Raw genomic sequence first — 21,353 nt, 5'->3', positions numbered from 1 at the left:
CCGTCGCAGTTTCTGAACCACCGTTCTGAGCAAGCTGGTTATACTCCTGCCATTGTTTTAAAACGGATACAGACCATGACCGAAGTTGCCCTCGCACCCGCCACCCCGCACGCTCCGTCGGTTATTCGGCTGATGCTGGGCAAATTGGGTATCGCCTACGAAGAAGTCCTCGACCATCACGGCCTGAACGCCGCACGCAAAGTGCAGGCTGTTCTGCTTGATGACGCCGTGGGCACGCTCATGGTGCTGTTCCCGCAGAGCCAATTGCTGGACCTCAATCGCCTCGCCGAACTGACTGGCCGCCGCCTCACCGCCGTGTCCACCGAACGCCTGGTAAAAATGCTCGGCAAACACAACCTGAGCCTGCTGCCCGGCATGCCGGCGCTCACCAGTTCACCGTGCCTGTATGAAGAAAGCCTGCTGCGCGAGCCGAAGTTGCTGATCAACTCGGGCGAGCCGGGCGTGTTGCTGGAGATCACCAGCGAAGACTTCAAGACCATGCTGACCAAGGCCAGCGCCGCCAACTTCGGCGAAGCGCTGATCAGCATTCGCCCGAACCTCGACCGCCCTCACGATGACCGCGAGGAAATCACTCAGGCCGTTCAAGCGTTCACCGCACGGCGCATCCAGCAACGCCTGGAAGAAACCATCGAGATTCCGCCGCTGGCCGAGACCGCGCAGAAAATCATCAAACTGCGCGTCGACCCCAACGCCACCATCGACGACATCACCGGCGTCGTCGAAACCGACCCGGCCCTGGCCGCACAAGTCGTGAGCTGGGCGGCGTCGCCGTACTACGCCTCACCGGGCAAGATTCGCTCAGTAGAAGACGCCATCGTGCGGGTGCTGGGCTTCGACCTGGTGATCAACCTGGCGCTGGGCCTGGCCCTGGGCAAAACCCTGAGCCTGCCAAAAGACCATCCGCAACACACCACGCCGTACTGGCAGCAATCGATCTACACCGCCGCCGTCATCGAAGGCCTGACCCGCGCCATGCCGCGCGCCCAGCGCCCGGAAGCCGGCCTGACCTACCTCGCCGGCCTGCTGCACAACTTCGGCTACTTGCTGCTGGCCCACGTCTTCCCGCCGCACTTCTCGCTGATCTGCCGCCACCTGGAGGTCAACCCGCACCTGTGCCACAGCTACGTCGAGCAACACCTGCTGGGCATCAGCCGTGAACAGATCGGCTCGTGGCTGATGCGCTACTGGGACATGCCCGAAGAACTGGCCACCGCGCTGCGCTTCCAGCACGACCCGGGCTACGACGGCGATTACGCCGAGTACCCAAACCTGGTGTGTCTGGCAGTGCGTTTGCTGCGTAGCCGCGGGATTGGGTCTGGGCCGGATGAAGACATTCCGGATGCGTTGCTGGAGCGTGTGGGTTTGACGCGTGACAAAGCCAATGATGTCGTCAGCAAAGTGCTTGAGGCTGAAGTGCTGCTGCGCGAACTGGCTTCGCAATTCACCCAGGTCTAAAACCAATCGCGAGCAGGCTCGCTCCCACAGGGGATCACCTAAACCCTGTGGGAGCGAGCCTGCTCGCGATGAATCCAACCCGGTCTACCTGAAAGATTTCAAACCTTGGCTTTAGCCTTCGCCTTCCTCGGCTTCAAATACTTGGTCAGCCCCTGGAACCAGATCACCAGCGCCGGGTTGCCCTTGATCTGAATCGACTTGTCCTGAATCCCCGTCATAAACGCCAACTGCTTGTTCTTCGCCTGCATCGTGGCAAAGCCATACGCCGCATCTTTGAAGGCAATCGCAAACGCAGGCTCGGCATACACGCCAGACTTGCTGGTAATACGCTGATCCTTCACAAAGAAATGCCGCGCCACTTTCCCGTCCAGGGTCTGTAGCTGGAACACCAACTCCTTGTCACCCAACTGCTGCTGAAACGCAGGATTAGTCCGACTGGCCTTACCCATCAACAAACCCAGCATCCACAGAAGAAAACGAAATTTCATGCGCACAGCCTCAAAAGGAAAATGAACGGCCGGCGCAGTGTAGCGGCTTCATGCAAGAACGCCACCATCTGGTTGCGTTAGAAGAAGATGCGGGTCTTTTTGACGCCAATGACTACCAAGTCACGCCAACCTGATCGTTCCCACGCGCAGCAAAGGAATGCATCCCGTGACGCTCCGCGTCACCTCTCGGCACCTTCCCTACACCTGAAGAAACACAATCCTGTAGGAGCTGCCGAAGGTTCGGGCCGCGTTCGGACGATCTTTTGATCTTGATCCCCTCAAACCTCTCGGACATTTCCTTCAACACGCCGGGCTGTCCGTGAACTAGGCAGTCTTCGGTATCACCGATAGTCTTTGGTGGTCGCCGCAAATCGGTGACACGGATGTGCAAGTCCGAAACCGGGAGAGAATTTATTAACTCCGAGGATTTACACCTATGACCAATCCAACAGATAACTCGCCCGAAAACGAAGCCACATCTCCCTACGAATCCCTCGATTCGAAAAAACTCCACGCAGCCGCCGGGCGCGCCCTAGATCTTCACCTCGGCACACCTGCGGATAAAAAACCTAAACGTCGCAATGGCGACCTCTTCATCGTCGCTCCCGACCTCCACACCGAAACCCTCCTGGCCAACGCCTCAGAAGACCTGCTGTCCATCAGCGCCATCGCCGCCGACCTGGCCGACAGTGTAGAAGGCTCACGCAGCTCCGTCGCACTGGCACTCAGCAGAATGGCGGTCGGTGTGCATCTGTTAGTGGAGCGAGCGCTGGATCATATTGATTCGCCGAATCCGGCGGAGCATCGGGCGAAGGTGTAGCGGAACCGCGAATAGAAAAAGGGGACGTTAAGTCCCCTTTCTTGATGATCCCTGACTCACCACTGACAACCAGTCTCTGATGGCGAATCCATACTGATATCTTGCTCAAATGAATACTTCTTTCCGGATTTATAGTTCGTATAAGTCATTCCATAAATCCGGGCACCCTGACTGACCATTTCATACTCCCCCGTCAGCGCACCGTCAGCCACTTCTATCCACGTCTTCGTGAACTGATAGGGTCCATCTTCAGTCATGACTTCATGCTCAGTGCTCCGATGGACAAGAGCAATGGCCTTCTTCGACTTGCTGTACTTAACCCCCGCCCCGCTCCATTTGGCGACCGAGTCGTAATAGGTTCTGAACTCAAAATTGACGCTTTTGCCTTCCTGCGAACGGAAGCAATAGACCTCTGTTGTGACTTCACTGTGAGCCGCCAGCGGACAGAGGAGTAACAACGCAATAAAAAACACAGACAAAGATTTCAAATCGATCATTCCTTTAGCGGTTCATGGGTAACTGAAAGCGCATTCGCACAGCGCAATAAGCGAGATCTTCCCGAAACAAACGGAAACTCATCTCGCACTGCCCATCCGCATATTGCTTCCAAACCGGGTCGTCGAATTCACCCCCTCCCAGCAGATTGATCGAGGCCTTCAAGCCGCTTTCGCGATCCTGCCCTGCCATCAACGATGCAGCTTTGTAAAAGCCATCATTTGGCAGCCCTGTCTGTAGATAAATGAGCTCGCCCAACCGGGCATTGGTTGTCTGCGCCAAACACGCAAGATTTTCGATAGGCGCTTCGGCTCCCGGCAAAGCGGACTGGTAGATATCCTCGCAATACGCTTCTTTAAAGCGCACCCACTTTCGTTGCACATCGGTCAGTTGCTTCTTGTCTGACGGAGACAAGCTGGCCAGGGTTTTCTTGTATTGCTCATTCAACACTGCGTCGACTTTTTCGAAGCTTTGCTGGCCGCAGATGATCAAATCGGGATTGGTAAAGCTGTCGGGGTTGCACGATTCCTTGGCGCTACCGGAAGTACTTGAAGCAGCTGATACGTTACTCGCCGGAGACTTAGCTATTTCCGATGCAATGAGAAAGCAGTTGGACATACAAGCCATCGTCGACAGATCCGGCTCGTAACTTCCAGCAAATAGGTAGGTCGCAGCACCAACACGTTTTCGGGCGCTGTACACGGGAACACCGACGGCCAAGGAGTTGGTGGGCACGAATACAGATGAATTTTCCGGCACCACTACCACTTCACCTTCAGCATCGCCGCACAGCGCCTCCATAGCTGACTCGCTGAAAGACTCGCCGCTTGGGCGGGTGAATGGATTAGAGTCGGGGCGGCAGTCGTAACCATGCCAGTAAGGCCCTGAGTGTTCAGAAATGTCCAACGAGAAGATATAAATTCTTTGCAGGACAATCCTTCCACCGTCATAGCCAAACACCATCCAGCGGCGGGACTGAGCTCTGGAGAAATTTTCATTAGCCAGAATGTATCGACTGCCATCCCGGTAGAGCTCAAACGAATTCAACGCTCCAATCGACTCTGCTATGTCGGACAGCTTCTTGCCGGAATTGGTATCTACCAAGTAACCATTGCTATCCAGCACCACCGAGCAATGACTTGCGGTGTTACCTTCCTGTTTACAAGGCAGTAGAGATTGGAAGATCGGTTCAGCGGCAACGAGCGGGGGACACAAGAGCGTCACCAACAAAAAAAACCTCCTCAAAACTATTCCCTGTGCTGATGCAACTTTAGGCAACGACATAAAGAAACCGGCGACAAAATTATTTATGAGCGACGCCAGCTTATTCACTTATAAATCCATCCATCACTTACTCACCTACCTTTTTCAATTTGAAGCACTCCGCTCAATCGCCTGCTTTGGTATAAGTGCTTCTTTCCCGGCTTTCTTCATCAAACCAATATATTCTTTATAGTACTCTTTCGATTTATTCTTCTCGCCCCCCCACAATACATCGGCAATATTCAACTTTAGAACAATTCTATCTGGAGAAATCTGTTCAACCTTCTTCAACACCTGATAGGCCAACTTTGTTTCACCAGCTTGACCTAATGCATAGCCAATATCGTTATAAGCCACGACAGTCGACTTACTAACAGGATAATTTTTAAATAGCAGTTCAATCCGCTCGGGGCTCAAATATGATTTAACGGCCTCATAATCAGAATCTTTCAACCGAATTAAAGCGATCTCATGTGCTAGCGCGAGTGAATCCAAGGTCTTCCCAGATTCAAGCTCTAATAGTTTTTTACTAGCAATTTTACGTTTCGAATACCAGGCATAGCTTCTATCCCCTTCCTCCAAACTACCTTCATAGCCAGAAAGCGCTTGGGATAAAGCTTTGTTTTTTACAACCGACGTCACATCTTTACCAAAATAAACAAATGTTTCGTATTGGGTGCCATCAAGACCAATACCAGAGTGCTGAACAGTCCACGCACATTCAAATACAAAATAGTTTTCTTTACCTTGCACCGAATAGGCATCACTTACTTCTGGATCCCCGCCCTCAGGCTCACAAGTATCTGGAATGCTATATTGCTGTCCGCTCGAACTGAGAAAGTTACCCTTTACGGTTTTTCCATTTTCGCTTTCAATCGATACAAACTCAACTTTTTCTGCGCCATGGAAACTTGGAGCCAAAGGATAGACTTTACTTTCCGCGACTGCGGACACGGAAAACCCTATCAAGGTAGCCAGGATAATTTTTCTCATCAATTCAGCTCCGTTTCAATCATGCTACGTAACTCATTAAAAAGAGTAACTCGCTCTGTTAGGCCGATGGTTCCACCATTAACCACTATCGAAATATCCGCGACGTGCTGGTTAATATTACTCTCCGTTCTAGTGGCGAGTGACTGTGCGATTCTAGAGTTCAAGTTATTTAGATCCCACCAAACAAAAGCCGACTCGATACCGTAAGTAATATTATTAACAATCAAGTCCGGATCAGCTAAAAAATCCCGAGGATCAGATGGATCTTTCTCATTATGAATCCTGGTGTACTCGCGATAGTTGTTTTTCCCCGTCAACTGTATAATCCCCCTCCCCCGATACTTGTAACCCTCCTGACTCGCCTCATCTCCGTTACCATTCCTACTGGCGTAAACATAACTGCCTAAGTTAACGGCATTATGCGCATAGGTGCTTTCTTCACTCCAAAGCTTAGGCCGCAATCTAGGCAAAATAATGCACTCATCAGTGGCGTCATTATAGCCTTGCATGTTGTTCCTACATCCAAAAACCTTCCGCATCCGGACAGCACTGTAATCCAGCACCTCCGACTTAACTTTGAATCCGCTTTCGTGACCAACTTGAGACAGAAGATGCGCGACCCTCAACGGTGTATTCACGCTATATAATTTTGCATATTTATTAAGAATTGGCAGTATAGTGTCGCAATAATCATCCGCAATAGAGGGCCTGGCTTTTTTCAGCATGGCCAATGTTATTAACTGTCGCTCAGACTTCCCGGAGAAATTACCGATCAGTGCAACTGGACTAATGTGCCAAACCTTAGCGTCATCGGTTATCCCATGCTGCCCTATAAGCTTGTCCCACCATCCAAGACTCTTGATCCTGAGCTTCTCTTCTTGCCACGCCTTGTTGGGATCTGAGTCGGCATGCCCCATGAGTTCATCAAGCGCATCCCACTTCTCCGGCTTGAAATACCACTCATTTTCATAGTTAGTAATTAACTGAGAAATAGACTGGGCGTGCCAAGGTTTCTTTAGCGCATCTACTATCTCGTCTGACGATAATTTTTTATCTCCGCCGGTATCAACAATTTTATACAGACGATCATTAACTGGACCAGCGACAGATTCGCTAACCTGCGGAAGAAATCTGGAGCGTTCCTCTTCCGTCAGCTGCTCTTGAGCATGAAGGGTGGCAGCTAGGTGATCCGCGTTACTGACAGTCTCTTTAATGAAGTCGAAACCTTCCCACTCCCAAGGAGTATGCCGAGATAGCGAAATATCAGGTTCAGCAAACCACCCACTAACAGGATTGCCATTTCCATCACCGAGCACCCCATCAAGCCGCCACCAAAATGTCGTGGTCGTCGTGGCTCCCATAACGATGGAAGCTTTGATTTTTTTATCTGTTGGCAGTGCTTCCAAAACACTTACAGGAATAAAGAAGTCGAACCCTGTCTTTACTCCGGAATCCGAAACTTTAGGTGGATTGGTGGCATTCATTCCCTGCTGGTGAGTTATCAATTGGCTATTTTTTGGAATTTTCACCACGGTCTTGGCTGTGGGTGCGAGACCAGAAACCTTTGGCAAGCAAGTATCTTTAAACGCTTTCACGTCTTCGCAGCTAAAGACCTCCATATGCAGCAAATTCTTTGCCGCCGCATCGGAGTGATTTTGATATTTGCCGACATGCCCCAGAATGTCACCTGCTTTGATTTTGAAAGTCGGAGTCAACTGGACAACTTCACCTCGAGGACTATGCGGCTCGCTCTTGGCTTCCAATGAGTCCAGCCATACGAAGCCCGGCAGCTTTCCATCAGCACCAATAGTGAGTGCAGGAATGGCTTGACCACTCACAATCTCGACAAGCTTGCGGTACTTCCCGTGGGCTCCTTCCTCGCTGATCTTTATCTGAGTACCCACCGGTAGAAGCGCGATTGGCAGACCATTGCTGGTTGCATCACGCACATTGGCGCCGGGCTTCTGATCGGGAGGAGCATCTTTAGCACTCTCCCCCACAAAATAACGGTCACCGCCCAGGTGTTTCAGTTCCCCTTTAAACACCCAGCCGGTATTTGGCGCTAAGCCAACATACTCCGGCGTGACACTGACTATCTCAAGCCATTTTTCTGCCGCAGCCGCAGGCTTCGTGAGAACAGTGGTGCCGCGAGGTAACACCGCCAATACAGGAAATTGTCCTGATCCGCCCCCACGAACCCTTAGCCCAAGTGATTTATCTGGAGCATTTGCCTTGACCTGATACAGTCCCTTCCCCCAGAACTCCGGCCTCTTTAACGCAGGATTAGCTTTGTAACCTTCCCAGTCCAGCAAGTGCATATAAAGGCTGAAAAAGGTGAGGCTTGGGCCTGGCAAGGGGGCTACGGCAGGTGTAGAACCAGGCACCGTCGCTGGCGCATGAGGGCTAGGCATTTCGAGCCGATGCTTAACCAACACAAAGCCTGTTGAAAAGACCGAATGCGTCGAGCCGAAGTCTGACTTTGGATAGGCCTCATCAATGCGATACGCCACAACCTCACCGTCGGCGATGCATCTGACTTCTGTCAGATCTTTCACCAAACCGGTTCCTTCATCGAAGTGAACGCCGCCATGCCAAAGACCGTTAGCCCCCAGTGGGTAATAACCATCTTTGGCTTTCGCCAATGCCGCGTAATACTGCATTGGGTCTTTCGCCTCTACCGCCCCGACCTTAAGGGGATACGACCACTTCTCAACTTTGCTCGTTGTCTCTGTCATTACCAATTACCTGAATTCTGATCCCTGGTGGCTTGGATTGCCGTCGGTGTCTATTAGCCGGAAAAGTTAAGCATTCGTTTGGGTTTGCGTTTGACCTGTTCTTCAGGCGCATTCAACAACGCCTGATCCATCAAACTCCCCGCCTTATCCGCATCCGCCGCCCCCGGCAGCACCGGCGGTTTAATCCCAATCCCTGTCCCACTCCCCGCCGACCCACCGGCATTAATTTTCACCACCGGCCCAACAACTGTGATACCGCCGGCATCGAGTTTGATGAAGCTACCGCCCGCCTTCACGGTGAGCTCCATCCCAGCCTCAATCACAATCTTGTCCCCAGCCTTCAGATGAATCTCTTTCCCAACGCTAGTCAGCTGCGCAGTCCCCAGCTTCACATGCTGGTTCTGCCCAATCGTCAGGTGATCATCCATCCGCGCTTCAGTCTTGCGATCAGCAATCGTGGTGCGATGTTCTTCAGCCTTCAGCTCGGTGTAGGTGTTCTTCTCCACGGTATCGTGGCGTTCATTCCCCACACGAATCTTCTGATCATGCTCAATGTTTTCATCCCAATCCCGCTGGGCATGAATGAAGATCTGCTCGGCCCCTTTCTTGTCCTCAATCCGCAGTTCATTAAACCCGCCGCCGCCCGGTGAGCTGAGGGTTTTGAACACCGTGCGGGTTTTGTTCGCCGGCAGGTCGTAGGGGACGAGGTTTTCCTTGTGGTACAGGCAACCGGTTACCAACGGCTGATCGGGATCGCCTTCGAGGAAGGTCACCAGCACTTCCATGCCGATTCGCGGGATGGCGATGGCGCCATAGCGGTCGCCGGCCCAACTCGAAGAAACACGCATCCAGCAGCTGGTTTTGTCGTCAGCCAGGCCTTCGCGGTCCCAATGGAATTGCACCTTGATGCGGCCGTATTGGTCGCAGTGGATCTCTTCACCTTTGGGGCCGGTGACCATGGCGGTCTGGCTGCCGAGGACGCGGGGTTTCGGGTGTTGCAGGGCCGGGCGGTAGAACACGTCCCACGGGGTGGCGAGGAAGCGGTTGCGGTAGCCCTGGTGGAAGTCGTCCTTGTGGTCGGTGGTGTCGCTGGTCACCGACTCTTCGAGGACTTGCGGCTGTTTGCCTTCGTGGAAGATTTCGGTGAGCAGCCACAGGTCGTTCCACTCGGTGCGCGGGTGGTCGGACATTTCCAGGAAGTGGCCGCTGATCAGGCGCGTTTGATCGCCGTGGCCTTCGGCCTGGCGGTAGTCGGCGCGGTGGCGTTCGAGGGCGCGCTGGCTGAGGAATTTTCCGCGCGCACGGTCGATGAAGCGGCCGGGGTAGTCGTAGTCTTCGAGGTCCGGCGCGTCGCTTTGGGCCTCGGGTTTGTAGGCGGACTCGAGTTGCAGGCGTGGTTTTTCGAAGTCGTAGTCGCGGCGGGTGACGCGGCCGGTGCGGGTTTCCAGGCGTAGTTTGAAACCTTTGATCACCGGCTCATCGGCGACCATGCCGCTGCCTTGCACATACGCCGTTGGCTGGCCGAGTTTAGGGAACACGGTCTGGTCGTCGCCGAATACCAAAAGATGACCATTGGAACTGTGCTGGAAGTGGTAGTGAATGCCTTCCTCTTCGCACAGGCGCTGGACGAAGTGCAGGTCGGTTTCGTCGTATTGCACGCAGTAGTCGCGATCCGGGCAGGGCTGGCTGAGCTGGAAGCTGTAGGCGTTGGCCTTGATGCCGTGTTCGTCGAGGATCAGCGCGATGATTTTCGGTGCCGACATCTGCTGGTAGATGCGCTGGTTGGTGCGGTGATGCAGGTATTGCAGTTGCGGCACCAGGGAGATTTTGTAGCGGGTCAGGCGTTTGCCGGCATCGCCTTGGGCAACGCGGTAGATCTGGCCGTGGATGCCGCTGCCTTGTGGATCGAACGCCAAAAAAGCCTGTTTGTGCAGGAGCTTTTCCAGGTCGAGGTCGGGGTTTTCGCTGACCAGTTCCAGGTCAAAGCGATACGGCTGGCTGATGCCTTCGGTGCCGGTGAACGACAGCACTTGCAGGTCGCCGACATAGTCTTCGACGGTCAGGCTGAAATGCGTTTCGTTGGAAGGGTTAAACATTGTTTGCTCCCTGTTCGGTAGTCATCCGTTACGCCCGAAGTCGCAGACGTTGCAGCCAAGTCGATGTGGCGCCCATAGCGTCACGCAGTTGGGCGGCAGTGATCGTTCGATCTGCCGCATTGAATGCCAGCGCCGTTCGCAGGGCTGGCCAGCAGTGTTTCGGGAGATTCCTGGGTGCGTGCAGCTCGCGTTCGAGGTGGCCGTCGCGGGCTTCGGTCGAGGGCAAGCGGCGGAACGGGTGTTTGCCGCCGGCCAATTCGTAGAGCACGCAGGCCACGCCGTAGACATCCGCACTGGCCGACAGCGGCTGGCCTTCGAGCAGTTCGGGGGCGGCGTAGCCGGGGGTCCAGGCGTTGAAGCGGTTGCGGCTCAGGTGTGGCAGGCCGGGCAAGATGCCCTCCTCGGCCTGGCCCAGACCGAAGTCGAACAGGCGCACGCCTTCTTCGCTGAGCATGACGTTGCTCGGCTTCATGTCGCCGTGCAGCACGCCGCGAGCGTGGGCGAAGGCCAGCGCGTCGAGCAGCGGCAGCGCGATGTCGCGCAGTTCTTTCCACGGCAGGCCCAGCGGCCGCTCGCAGAGTAATTTGTCCAGGGTCAGCCCACGCATGAGTTCCATGGTGATGAAGGCGCGCTGGCAATCGGTGTCCACTTCAAAGCTGTGCAAACGCAGCACGTTGTCGTGGCGCAGGCGTCGGGTCAGGGCGAACTCGCTGTAGAGCAAGGCACTGGCGTCCGGCGATTCGGCAAATTCTTCGCTGAGGATTTTCAGCGCGATGTAAGGGTCGGGATCGCCGAACTGTTCGCTCAACAAGTCCCTTGCGCGGTAAACCGCGCCCATGCCACCAGCACCGAGCAGGCGCTCGATGCGGTAACGGCCTGCGAGTACGTCCGGCATTTCGCCGACGCTGGCCTTGGTCGGCGCCAGCGCGGGTTCAGCCTTGTGTGATTTGGCGAACGCAAAGTAAGTCAGGTTATTGGCTTCCTCGTCAGTCACCAGCAGGTCGTCGAGCGGCGGCATGAGTTGAGTCATTTTCGGATCACCACAGCAGTCAGATTGTCCCGGGCCGAGCCACGCAGAGCGCCGTCGAACAGACGCTCCAGCGCAACGTGCGGCGCGGTCAGGCTCAGGGCGTTGCCCAAGGCATCAGTGCTTAAGCCCTGGTACAAACCATCGCTGCACAACAGAAACGTATCGCCGGGGTAAACCTCGAGTTCGAGCACGTCCAGAGTCAGCACATCGGCTGCCCCGACCGCACGGGTCAGGGCATGGGCCGAAGGATGGGCACGGGCGTCCTCGATGCTCATCTGTTGCTCGTCGATGAGTTGCTGTTGCAGCGAATGGTCCTTGGACAGCTGATACAACCGCTGGCCACGCCACAGGTAGCAACGGCTGTCGCCGGCCCAGATGCAGGCCGCGCGATTACCTTCCACCAGCAGCGCCACCACGGTGCTGCCCATGATGCTGTCGTGGCGCCCGGCCGTGACGGTCAACTCCTGACCCAAGCGACGGTTAAGCCAGTGCAGGCACTGGCGTATGCCTTTGAGTCGTTCGTCGAAGTCGTCCTGCACCGGCAATTCCGCCAGGCTGGCGACGATCAACTGGCTGGCGATGTCGCCACCCTGATGACCGCCCATGCCATCCGCGACCACCCACAGCCCCTGCTGTGGGCAGTCGAGGAAAGCATCTTCGTTGCGCGCCCGAACCTTGCCCGGATCGGTGCGCGCAGCGCTGCGCCAGGGACTGGCAACCAGCATCAGAGCTGCACCGGCATACGGAAGGTACGCAGCACACCCATGTCGAACGGGTTCGGTGTGCGCTGGCTGCTAAGCAGGTAATTGGCGCGCAGGCCGCCTACGTCAGCTTTGAGCACCAGCACATCGCGACCGCTCAGGTACTCGGTCTGCATCAGGTCGAACAGACGGAACAGCGACCATGGGCCGGTGTTCTTCTCGATGCCGATCGGGCGGCCGGCCATTTTGTCGAGGACCAGGCTGGTGCGACCGTCTTCAGCATCGGTCGGCCATTTGAACGACACCGGCACGATCGGGCCGTGGCGGTATTCGATGGTCTTGTCGCCAAACTTGAACTCGGAACGGCTGACGGCCGGGTCGAGGGTGTACGGCTCCAGTTTGAACTGCACTTGTGGCTCGGCCGGGTTGATCGAGAAGAAGCTCTGGCGAATCACTTGTGCCGCGGCCATCTGGTCGAGGTAGACCTTGGAGATCGGCATGCTGTGACCGTCGATGCTGCGCAGACGGTAGTTGCCTGGATCGCCACTCACGAACGGACGCATATAGGTTTCAAAGAAGCGATCGTTGATGCCCTGCGCCTTGAAGAACTCGCGGAAGTCGCTGATCGCAACGTCGCTGGTGCTGTGGGCGCTGAACGGGTAACGCTTGTTGATCGCCTTGCCATAGAAGCTGTACAGCTCGCTCTGATAACGCTGGTTCAGGTACTGGTAGGAATCGTTCAGCACCAGACGCCAGGTGTCTTCAGCCAGTACGTTGAACCACACGCTGACCGGACGCGGCAGACGGTTGGAGGCATTACGCAAGTTGCTCAACGCATCACGCTGGCCGCTCATGCGGGTCTTGGCCATTTCGAACGCAGCCTGTTCCGGCGCACTGGCACGGGCCAGGCTCGCCAGTTGCAGTTGCAGGTCGTTGAGCGCCGTCAAAGCCGGGGTCAAATCAGCGGCCGGGCCGTTGTTGTCATCCAGCAAACGGTGCAGCGGTTCGAAGCGACGTTGCAGGGATTTCTTCGCGGTGTCCGGCAGGTTCTTGGTCATGTCTGCGGCTTTGTCAGCCGCAGCCGCCGCGAGTTTGCCGAGCTTGCCGCCCTTCTCGCCCAGTTTGTCCGCCGCCTCGGCAGCTTCATCAGCGCTGTCGGCGATCACCGGGAAACGGGTGTTTTCGCGCACTTCCACCAGCAGTTGCAGCACGGGGGAGTTGGCGGATGTCAGCCCTGCCAGTTGCTCGGCGCCTTCACCGGCGTCGTTGATCGGTGGCAATGCCACCTGGCCGACCGCTTCGCTCCAGAAGTTGGCGTAGTCGCGGAAGTACAGTTGCTCCAGTTCGACCATCAGGCGACGCAAGTCCATGCCGCTGATGCCCGAGCCTTCGCCCAGCACCCAGTTATCACGCAGGATATCGGTAACCAGCGCAGAGCCCTGAACCGAGAAGTACTGCTGATAACCCTGTTGGGTGTAGAAACCCGGGATCACGTATTCGGTGCCGACAAACAGCGCACCTTGTGGGCCCAAGTGTTGGCTCAAACGGTATTCCGGCAGGTTGCGGGCCTGCTCGCGCAGCATCCGGTAAACCACGTTGGCCAGCGACTCGCTGCGCAACACCTGACGCGCCTGGGCCACCAGTTGATCGTTCAGCGGATAGATAAACGGCTGCTTCAGCAAACGCTCGAAGTGGGTGTTCAAACCGTTCTGCACGGCAGTGTTGCCGGCGTAACGCTGGGACCATTCGGTGGCCACCCAATCCTTGAGCCACGGGCCGTCGCGACGGTCTTTCATGTTCAACATCAGGTACGCACGCAGGCTGTTGAGCAGGCGTTCGCGATCCTTCATGTTGGCACGGATCTGCCCTTCCAGCAGCGTCGCAACCTTCGGCAGCAGTTGCGCTTCAAGCTCACGCTCGTAGGCCTCCTTGACCACCGGGTTGACCTCTTCGCCTTGGTACAGGCCGCCACGTTCGTGGTACGACACGTCACCTTTATTCGGGAAGACCTGAGTCGCCGCGTAGCTGGTGTCGAGGGTCTTGAGCACTGCCATGGAATCATCACGCGCGGTCAGGGCCGAGCGCTGTTGAGTCCAGTTTTGAGCGAGGTTACGCAGGTTTTCCAGACGCTCGTAGTTGGCCGAGAATCCGCCCGCCCACAGCATGCCGAACAGTGCCAGCGCCGCCAATGCGCCTACGTACAGGGCACGTTGGCCCCAATGGATGCGGCTGCGTTCGCGCTTGTCCAGACCGGCCAGATCGGCTTCCGGGAAGATAACTCGGCTGAGCAAATGGTGAATGAAGCGCGAACGGCCGCTGCGCAAGGTCGGCAGCACGCCAGCGTTCATGCCCAGATTGGCGCCGATGCCGGCGGTGGTCTGGTCCATCTCTTGAGTCAGGTGCGGTGCGCTGGTCAGGTAGAAACCGCGCAGCTGGCTGACACGCTGGTAGCGGTTGCCGGTGAACGCCATGTCGACGAACAGACACAGACGCTCGCCGATCTGCCCCAGTTGATGCGGGAAGTCGAGAATGCGACCACGGCGCTGGGTGTCGCGCTCCTGGTGCATGCGCATGATCACTTGGCTGTTCAGGCGACGCAGCAGCTCTTCAAACTCGGCGCGCAGCACGGCGACGTCGGTGCCGCTCTGCTCTTTGCGGAAGCTGGTGCCGAGTACTTGATCGCTTTCTTCGCGGGTCAGTTGATCGAAGAACTCGTCGAAACCGAGCAGCTTGTCAGCCTTGCTCAGCACCAGATAAACCGGCACATCGACGTGCAGTTTCTGATGCACGTCTTGCAGACGGGCACGCACCTGGCGAGCCAGGGTGTCGAGGTCTTGCTCGGTGTTGCCCAGCAGCATTTCCACCGGAATGGTCACCAGCACGCCGTTCAACGGACGGTTGCGGCGACGCTTGCGCAGCAGGTCGAGCAAGGTGCTCCAGGCGCTGCCATCGACTTCGGCATCCGGCTGGGTCAGGTAACGCCCGGCGGTGTCGATCAGCACACCGTGGTCGGCGAAGTACCAGTCGCAATGACGCGTGCCGAGGGTGTCGCGGGTCAGTTTGCGGTCGATCTTGTTGATCGGAAACTCAAGGCCCGAGAAGTCCAGCAGGCTGGTCTTGCCGCTGCCCTGAGGGCCGATCAGCAAGTACCACGGCAAATCACTGCGCCAGCGCTCGCTGCGACCGCGATAGAGACTCGAAGTCTTCAGGGTTTTCAACGCATCCTTGAAGCGTACGCGAAGCTCTTTCTGCTCTTCGTCGATCAGCTCTTCACGGCGGATACGATCCTGGCCGTCTTCGGTGTCTTCGATGGCTTTCTTGCGTACGCCAGCGCGCCAGCTGACGAAGACCATGGTCAGGCCCCAGATCAGGAACAGCACACTGATGGTCAGCAGGCGGGAGGTCGAACCTTCCCAGAACTTGTAGTCATTGACCGCCAGCAGCGGCCCGACGAACCACACCAGCAGCGCGACGAACAGCACCAGCAGCAAGGTCCAGACCCAGGTCTGACGCAAGAATGCGCCGACTTTCTTGAAAAACTTTTTCATCACACGTCCCTGTTTACGGCTGCGACTGCGGCTGAACCGCGGCCGGATCAAGCTGCTGATAAGGTTGCAGAACGGTTTCGCGTTGCTCGCCCAATACCCAGGCGAAGCCCGAATACATCACCACCAGGCAAACCACGGTGAACAGCACCACCATCCACGCCGGCACGATGCGCACCAGGCTGCGGCGCTGATCGTTCAAGCCTTCCCAATGCGGCGACAGTTCGCGCGGCACGTCGCCGCGAAGTTGGCGAATCTGGCGATACAAGGCGTCGCGGATGCCTTCGAGCTCGAGCATGCCGCGGGCTTGCACGCGGTATTTACCCTCGAAGCCCAGCGACAGGCACAGGTACATCAGCTCCAGCATCGGCAGATGCTTGACCGGGTTTTTCGACAGACGATCCAGCAGCTGGAAGAACTTCTCGCCGCCGAAGGTTTCGTTGTGGAAGCTGCTAAGCAGGCTCATCTGCGACCACTCGCTTTCGTTGCCCCACGGCGTGGTCACGACGGCTTCGTCGACCACGGTGCAGAGCACGTAACGCGCGGCCATCACCTGGCTGCTTTCGGCGCCGTTGTGCAGCGCTCGCACTTCAAACAGTTTCAGGCCGGCGGTCAGTCGCTCGTTGAGCGCGTACATGTCTTCGCGGGTGTCGCTGTGCTTGAGTCGCACCACTTCCGACAACAGGTCGGAGGCGGCTGCGACCAGCGAATTTAGGCTGATGTTGAACGCTTCGGCCGGGCGCAAGCGCGCGGCGTAGATCATCCGTTCTTCCAGCTGTTCAAAACGCGGCGGTGCGGCGAAATCTGTCAGCGGACTCTGCGCCGGGCCGTGGCCCTGACGGTCGAGCAGGACGGTTTTATCGTCCTGGGTATGTTCCATGTCCTTGATCATGTCGGTCAGTTCCTGATGGCCCAGAATTTCAGTTCGAGCTCGGCGAATTCGCCGGACACGTGGAACGCGAAGCCGCCGGAGCGCTCGAGTTGTGCCAGGTCTTCGGAACTGAGTTCGAGAATGAAATAGGTTTTGTTGGAGTGGAACGCGATCTGCCGTGGGGCCACCGGCAACGGTTTGACCTTGATGCCCGGCAGATGCAGGTTGACCAGTTGGCGGATGCGCTCCACCGGGCCGACCTTGAGGTGCGCCGGCAAGCGATGGCGCAGTTCTTCGGAGTCGCAGTTGGCGCTGGCCGCGAGCACGAATGAGGCCGAGCCCAGCAGTTTGTGGTCGTGCAACGGCGAGACGATGATCCCGTACTGACGCGCTTGCAGGACCAGTTCGATGGCGTGCTGTTCGAGCACCATCGACAGTACCTGACGAATCGCTTCCATCAGCTTGCGGAAGCTCGCGCCCTGGTCGCTGTGCTGGTAACGGCTGTCCAGACGCGGGCGTTTGCTGTCGCTGGAGAAGGTCGCCAGATCGCCGAGCATGGTCAGCAGCGTGCGGTACAACTCTTCCGGGTGAACCTGCTCCAGGCCGAGGTAGTGACGCAGCAGCAGTTCGGTGCGGTTGATCAGTTGCAGCATCATGAAGTCGCCGACTTCCGCGCCACCGACTTTGCCGTTGGAGCGGATGCGCTCGGCGATGGTGTCGCCCCGGTGGCCGAGCATGCTGATCACTTCTTTCAGGCACGACAGCAGGTAGCTGGACGAATGCGCCTGGATGTAGGTCGGGACGAAATCCGGGTCGAGGCTGATCACGCCGTCGGGCGTGGTGTCGAGCACTTCGCAGATCTTCAGTTTCACGTAGGCCTGGTCGCTCTGCTGCTCGCCGAGCAACAGTTTGAAGTCCGGGCGGCCGCAGCTGACCTGGCTGGCGGAATCGTCGCCAGCGTTGGAGTCGGCCACTTCCGCTTCGTATGCGGTGTAGCGCGCCAGCACGTCGGATTGCTCCGGACGACGCGACTCGATGTGGTTACCGGTAACCAGCGGCAGCGCGAGGTAGATCGGTGTATTACCGGTGTTCGGCGGCACGTCGAGCGCCAGCGGTTCGGTGTTGCCGCCGAGTTCGAACAGGCTGCCGTCCGGCAGAATCCCCGAGGCCTGGCTGATCACCAGTTTGCCCATGTTGAGGAACTGCAAGTCGATGTCCAGGTTCAGGAAGCCCCAGGTGTAGCTGCCCAGCAACTGCGTGCGGGTTTTCATCTGGTGGTCGTAGTAGCGATCGTTGTGCTGGAAGTGCTGCGGACGCAGCAGCATGCCTTCCTGCCAAATCACTTTATGGGAATTCATGATCAGTCATCCGCCTTGGCGAGCGTTTCGTTGCTGTTGCGAATACCGGCCTGGTCGAGGGTCAGATCAGCGTCGGTGACTTCCACCGGGGTGACTTGCACCGTGTAGCGCCATTTGGTTTCCGGCAGATCGCGGTAGGCGGCGAGGATGCCGACGTAACGACTGCCCTCCTCCACGCTGAGTTTCATCTCCACGGTTTCACCTGGACGCAGTTCAATTTCTTCGCTGGCCACAAGGTCCGGGGCCAGGGATTCCTTGGCGCGTTCGTACAGGCTGAAGAAGTCAGCGTTCTCGAACGTCACCGGGTGCTTGAGCTCGAACAGACGCACAACGATCGGCGACGGACGCCCATTGAGGTCCGGGTTCAGCTGATCGCTGGCGGTCAGCTTCAGGTTGAGTTTGGTGACGTGGGAATACGGCGACAGCGACGAGCAGCCGGCCAGCAGCACCAGGGCCGCGAACGCCGTCAGCGTCTTGAAAAAAGCGGTCGAGCAGCGAGACATGCGCATCATCCTTGGTGGTCGGTGTGAAGGGTGGAGATCAGGCGGATCTGTTCTTCGTAGGCCTGAGCGAAGTCGCGGGCCAGCAGGCGCTCGCTCCAGTCATCGTCCTGACGCAGGGCTTGGTGATAACGACCGTAGGCTCTCCAGCGACTGCCGGACGTGGCCAGCAAAGGCTTGTTGTCGCGCTCGAAACGCAGGGTCAATTGTTGGGGCGAGAAGTGCTCCAGCGTGCCGCGAACGGCGGCGCGACTGGCGGTCAGCAAGGCCACCTGATGCGCCTGCAAATCGCGGAACGCACGGGAAATTGCTTGCTCGGCCGGCAACTGACCCGGCTTGTTCGGCTGCAACAAAATGCCCAACGCTTCACCGGCATCGACGGCAAATTTCAGCGGGTTCTTTTGGGTGCCTTGCACGGTGGTCTGGGCCAGACGCAGTTCGTTTTTCAGTTCGCTGCGGGTGCGCAGGCTCTGCTGCAAACCGCCAACGCTTTGCTTGAGCAGGCGTGCAGCATTCAGCGCCAGGGCTTCGCGGGCGTCGTGGTCGAGGCCTTTGAGGTCCACGCCCAGCGCCGCACCGAAGTGCTCCCAGAAACCTTCACTCTGACGCTCGACTGCTTTGGGCGGTGGCGCGGGGGCTGGCTCTGCCGGGGCGTTGATCAGCTCCGGCACCATCAGGCTTTCCATGTCGATACGCGCATAGTCGGCGCGCTGACGGGTGTCCTCGATAGTCGTGCTCGGGGAGATCAGTTCGTCGATTTCCGAATACACGCGTTCTTGCTGATCGAGGGCATTGAGCGGGTCGAGATCGAGAAACGCATCGTCCGGAATGATGCTGCCCGCTGCTTGCGGGCGGCCGACTTCAACGTCGAAGGTCGCCGGGTCGCGCACCAGCCGCGCACGGATCTCGAAGTCACCCAGCACGTAGACACTGCCGTGCTCGATGCGCATCGCTTCGCCCTTGCGCAGGCGTGCGCCGCTTTCGCTGTCCTGGATACCGTTGCTGCTGGTATCGGTCAGGAAAAACGTGCCTTCGCGGTAGCTGATCAACGCGTGGTGATTGGACAGGTGACGCTTGCGGTCCGGGATGATCCAGTCGCAATCCTCGCCCCGACCAATCACGCCACCGGCCTGTTTGAAGGTCTTCTGGCACAAATCCGTGGGCACGAACTGCTTGGTGTTGAGCATTTCGAAAACCAGTTCCATGGTGATACTCCTTGCGGTCACTTGCCGCGATTGACCGCCTGCGGATCACCCAATGGGCGATAGGTGTTGTCGTTGTATTTGTAATTGCCGCTACAGCCGCCGAGGCCGCATAGAACGACGAGGGTCAGCAGGACGGCTTGCCAGTGACGAACAGACATCAGAGGGTCTCCAGGGGTAGACAAAGTACAAAGCGCCGACCCGTTTGGGTGGCGCTGTTAGAAGCGGATGAGGTGAAATCGACGGTCGTTTGCCTACCCATCGAAATCACCCAAATTGATATTCAGGCGCCCGAGGCGATACAGCAGCGTGCGGCGTGGCAGCCCGAGTTCGCGGGCCGCGAGGGTCTGGTTGCCGTCGTTTTTGCGCAGGCAATCGAGCAACAGACTGCGCTCGACCTGCTCCAGGCGTTCGCGCAGGTTCAGGCCGCTGCTGTCTTCCGGCATGGCTTCCATGCGCAGGGAAAAATGCTCGGCCAGTAACTCACCGCCCTCGCACAACAGCACCGCGCGTTCGACCAGGCCTTTGAGTTCACGCACGTTGCCGGGGAAGGCATAACCGGACAGGTGATCCAGCGCCGCATCGGACCAACTCACGGCGTCCCGTTGCAAGAACGAGCACGCCTTGTCGGCGAAGTGCCGGGCCAGGTCGAGGATGTCGCCTTCGCGCTGGCGTAGGGCCGGCAACTCGATCGGGAACTGCGCGAGGCGGTAGTACAAGTCCTCGCGGAATTTGCCTTCGCTGACCAGCACCGACAAATCCCGGTGAGTCGCGGCGATGATGCGCACGTCGATTTTATGGGTGTCGTTAGAACCTAGCGGGCGGATCTCGCCTTCCTGCAGAACCCGCAACAGCTTGGCTTGCAGGGACAACGGCATATCGCCGATTTCATCGAGCAGCAAGGTGCCGCCGTTGGCCGCGTCGAACAGCCCGGCACGGTCGCGATCAGCACCGGTGAAGGCACCTTTGCGATAGCCGAACAGCTCGCTTTCCAGCAGGTTCTCGGGGAACGCCGCGCAGTTCTGCACAATGAACGCCTGGGAACGGCGCGGGCCGCAATCGTGAATCGCTCGCGCCACCACTTCCTTGCCGGTGCCGGTTTCGCCGCGCAGCAGCACGGTATACGGGCTGTGCAGGACTTTGCTGATCAGCGAATAGGTCTGGCGCATGGCCGAACTCTTGCCGATCAAACCGTAACCGCTGGCGCTCGGGACGCTGACCTTCGCCGGACGTGCATCACCGGTCGGCTGACGCAGACGTTGCAACAAATGCAGTTGGCCGAGCACGAACGAACCAAGTTGCCCGAGGGAATCGGCAAAGCCTTGCAGGTCGATGTGCCGGCGACTGGCACACAGCAGCAAGCCTTCGACGGCTTTCTGCTGATTGACCAGCGGCACACACAACAGCGACTGCCAAGGCATGGCCTGAGGCGGCAGGAAACTGGTTTCGTGCAGGCTGCCGCTCAGCTCGCTGAGGCACACCACGCGGTTCTGGCACAGGGCGAATTGCAGCAGTTGTTCACCGTTGTAATCCGCCGGCAGGCTCGCCGCTTCCCGGGGCTGCAGGATGCCGTTGAGGCATTCGGCGTTCATCCCCAGGCACGTGTGAGTCGCGTCCAGCAAGTACAGCTGCGTCAACTCGCAACCGCTGAGCTCGGCCAACCCACGCACGAAGTCACCCAGCAGCGCAGCACCGTCCGCCGACCGCGACAGGCTGGCGAATTGCGCCAGCAAGGCTTCGGCATAGACCAGTGGTTGCGGCACTTGAGTGAACATCACAC

General features: G+C 57.6%; 17 protein-coding genes. 2 read left to right on the top strand and 15 right to left on the bottom strand.

Features of this window, described 5'->3' with window-relative positions; translation table 11 throughout:
* The first annotated feature begins 75 nt into the window (after positions 1-75).
* Positions 76-1,476 (top strand): aminoacyl-tRNA deacylase and HDOD domain-containing protein, encoded by a 1,401-nt coding sequence (locus tag CKW16_RS01275; protein ID WP_095126902.1) that lies wholly within the window; start codon positions 76-78, stop codon positions 1,474-1,476.
* A 98-nt stretch (positions 1,477-1,574) separates the two neighbouring features.
* Here CKW16_RS01275 and CKW16_RS01270 read toward each other — a convergent pair whose 3' ends face one another.
* A complete protein-coding gene (locus CKW16_RS01270) occupies positions 1,575-1,964 on the bottom strand; it encodes a hypothetical protein (RefSeq protein WP_008030620.1) in 390 nt (129 codons plus the stop codon).
* Between the two features lie 436 nt (positions 1,965-2,400).
* On the opposite strand from CKW16_RS01270, the gene CKW16_RS01265 reads away from it, so the two are divergent.
* A complete protein-coding gene (locus CKW16_RS01265; protein ID WP_095126901.1) occupies positions 2,401-2,784 on the top strand; it encodes a DUF6124 family protein in 384 nt (127 codons plus the stop codon).
* A 56-nt stretch (positions 2,785-2,840) separates the two neighbouring features.
* On the opposite strand, the gene CKW16_RS01260 is transcribed toward CKW16_RS01265, so the two are convergent.
* The 14 genes from CKW16_RS01260 to CKW16_RS01195 all read right to left on the bottom strand — a co-directional run bounded on the left by CKW16_RS01260 (position 2,841) and on the right by CKW16_RS01195 (position 21,348).
* Positions 2,841-3,281: a hypothetical protein gene (locus CKW16_RS01260; RefSeq protein WP_095126900.1), complete on the bottom strand. Its 441-nt coding sequence runs from the start codon at positions 3,279-3,281 to the stop codon at positions 2,841-2,843.
* A gap of 4 nt (positions 3,282-3,285) precedes the next feature.
* Entirely contained in the window at positions 3,286-4,611 is a 1,326-nt protein-coding gene (locus CKW16_RS32420; RefSeq protein ID WP_256580437.1) for a lysozyme inhibitor LprI family protein, read from the bottom strand.
* Positions 4,612-4,647: 36 nt separating this feature from the next.
* Positions 4,648-5,535 carry a tetratricopeptide repeat protein gene (locus CKW16_RS01250; RefSeq protein WP_095126899.1) on the bottom strand — a complete coding sequence of 296 codons (888 nt, stop codon included), beginning with the start codon at positions 5,533-5,535 and terminating at the stop codon, positions 4,648-4,650.
* Positions 5,535-8,270 (bottom strand): hypothetical protein, encoded by a 2,736-nt coding sequence (locus CKW16_RS01245; protein ID WP_095126898.1) that lies wholly within the window; start codon positions 8,268-8,270, stop codon positions 5,535-5,537. The genes CKW16_RS01250 and CKW16_RS01245 overlap by 1 nt, the downstream gene beginning before the upstream one ends.
* Positions 8,271-8,323: 53 nt before the next feature.
* Positions 8,324-10,366 carry a type VI secretion system tip protein TssI/VgrG gene (gene tssI, locus CKW16_RS01240; protein WP_095126897.1) on the bottom strand — a complete coding sequence of 681 codons (2,043 nt, stop codon included), beginning with the start codon at positions 10,364-10,366 and terminating at the stop codon, positions 8,324-8,326.
* A gap of 28 nt (positions 10,367-10,394) precedes the next feature.
* Positions 10,395-11,396 carry a serine/threonine-protein kinase gene (locus CKW16_RS01235; RefSeq protein ID WP_176471500.1) on the bottom strand — a complete coding sequence of 334 codons (1,002 nt, stop codon included), beginning with the start codon at positions 11,394-11,396 and terminating at the stop codon, positions 10,395-10,397.
* Positions 11,393-12,121, bottom strand: coding sequence for a PP2C family serine/threonine-protein phosphatase (locus CKW16_RS01230; protein ID WP_046045025.1), 729 nt, complete (start codon positions 12,119-12,121; stop codon positions 11,393-11,395). The genes CKW16_RS01235 and CKW16_RS01230 overlap by 4 nt, the downstream gene beginning before the upstream one ends.
* On the bottom strand, positions 12,121-15,645 hold the full coding sequence (gene tssM, locus CKW16_RS01225; RefSeq protein ID WP_176471499.1) for a type VI secretion system membrane subunit TssM: 3,525 nt from the start codon (positions 15,643-15,645) through the stop codon (positions 12,121-12,123). The genes CKW16_RS01230 and tssM overlap by 1 nt, the downstream gene beginning before the upstream one ends.
* A gap of 13 nt (positions 15,646-15,658) precedes the next feature.
* Positions 15,659-16,534 carry a type IVB secretion system protein IcmH/DotU gene (gene icmH, locus CKW16_RS01220; protein ID WP_008150091.1) on the bottom strand — a complete coding sequence of 292 codons (876 nt, stop codon included), beginning with the start codon at positions 16,532-16,534 and terminating at the stop codon, positions 15,659-15,661.
* Positions 16,535-16,539: 5 nt separating this feature from the next.
* Positions 16,540-17,871 carry a type VI secretion system baseplate subunit TssK gene (gene tssK, locus CKW16_RS01215; RefSeq protein WP_046045022.1) on the bottom strand — a complete coding sequence of 444 codons (1,332 nt, stop codon included), beginning with the start codon at positions 17,869-17,871 and terminating at the stop codon, positions 16,540-16,542.
* A 2-nt stretch (positions 17,872-17,873) separates the two neighbouring features.
* On the bottom strand, positions 17,874-18,374 hold the full coding sequence (tssJ, locus tag CKW16_RS01210) for a type VI secretion system lipoprotein TssJ (protein WP_008150089.1): 501 nt from the start codon (positions 18,372-18,374) through the stop codon (positions 17,874-17,876).
* 5 nt (positions 18,375-18,379) lie between these two features.
* Positions 18,380-19,576 (bottom strand): type VI secretion system-associated FHA domain protein TagH, encoded by a 1,197-nt coding sequence (gene tagH, locus CKW16_RS01205; protein WP_095126894.1) that lies wholly within the window; start codon positions 19,574-19,576, stop codon positions 18,380-18,382.
* A 17-nt stretch (positions 19,577-19,593) separates the two neighbouring features.
* Positions 19,594-19,734 carry a hypothetical protein gene (locus CKW16_RS01200; protein ID WP_008150087.1) on the bottom strand — a complete coding sequence of 47 codons (141 nt, stop codon included), beginning with the start codon at positions 19,732-19,734 and terminating at the stop codon, positions 19,594-19,596.
* A gap of 93 nt (positions 19,735-19,827) precedes the next feature.
* Positions 19,828-21,348: a sigma-54-dependent Fis family transcriptional regulator gene (locus CKW16_RS01195; protein WP_095126893.1), complete on the bottom strand. Its 1,521-nt coding sequence runs from the start codon at positions 21,346-21,348 to the stop codon at positions 19,828-19,830.
* Positions 21,349-21,353: the final 5 nt, after the last annotated feature.

Source organism: Pseudomonas sp. Irchel s3h14, assembly GCF_900187425.1.
Classification (GTDB): domain Bacteria; phylum Pseudomonadota; class Gammaproteobacteria; order Pseudomonadales; family Pseudomonadaceae; genus Aquipseudomonas.
Note: the sequence above shows the minus strand (reverse complement) of the source record. Positions and strands in the feature narration are given on the sequence as shown.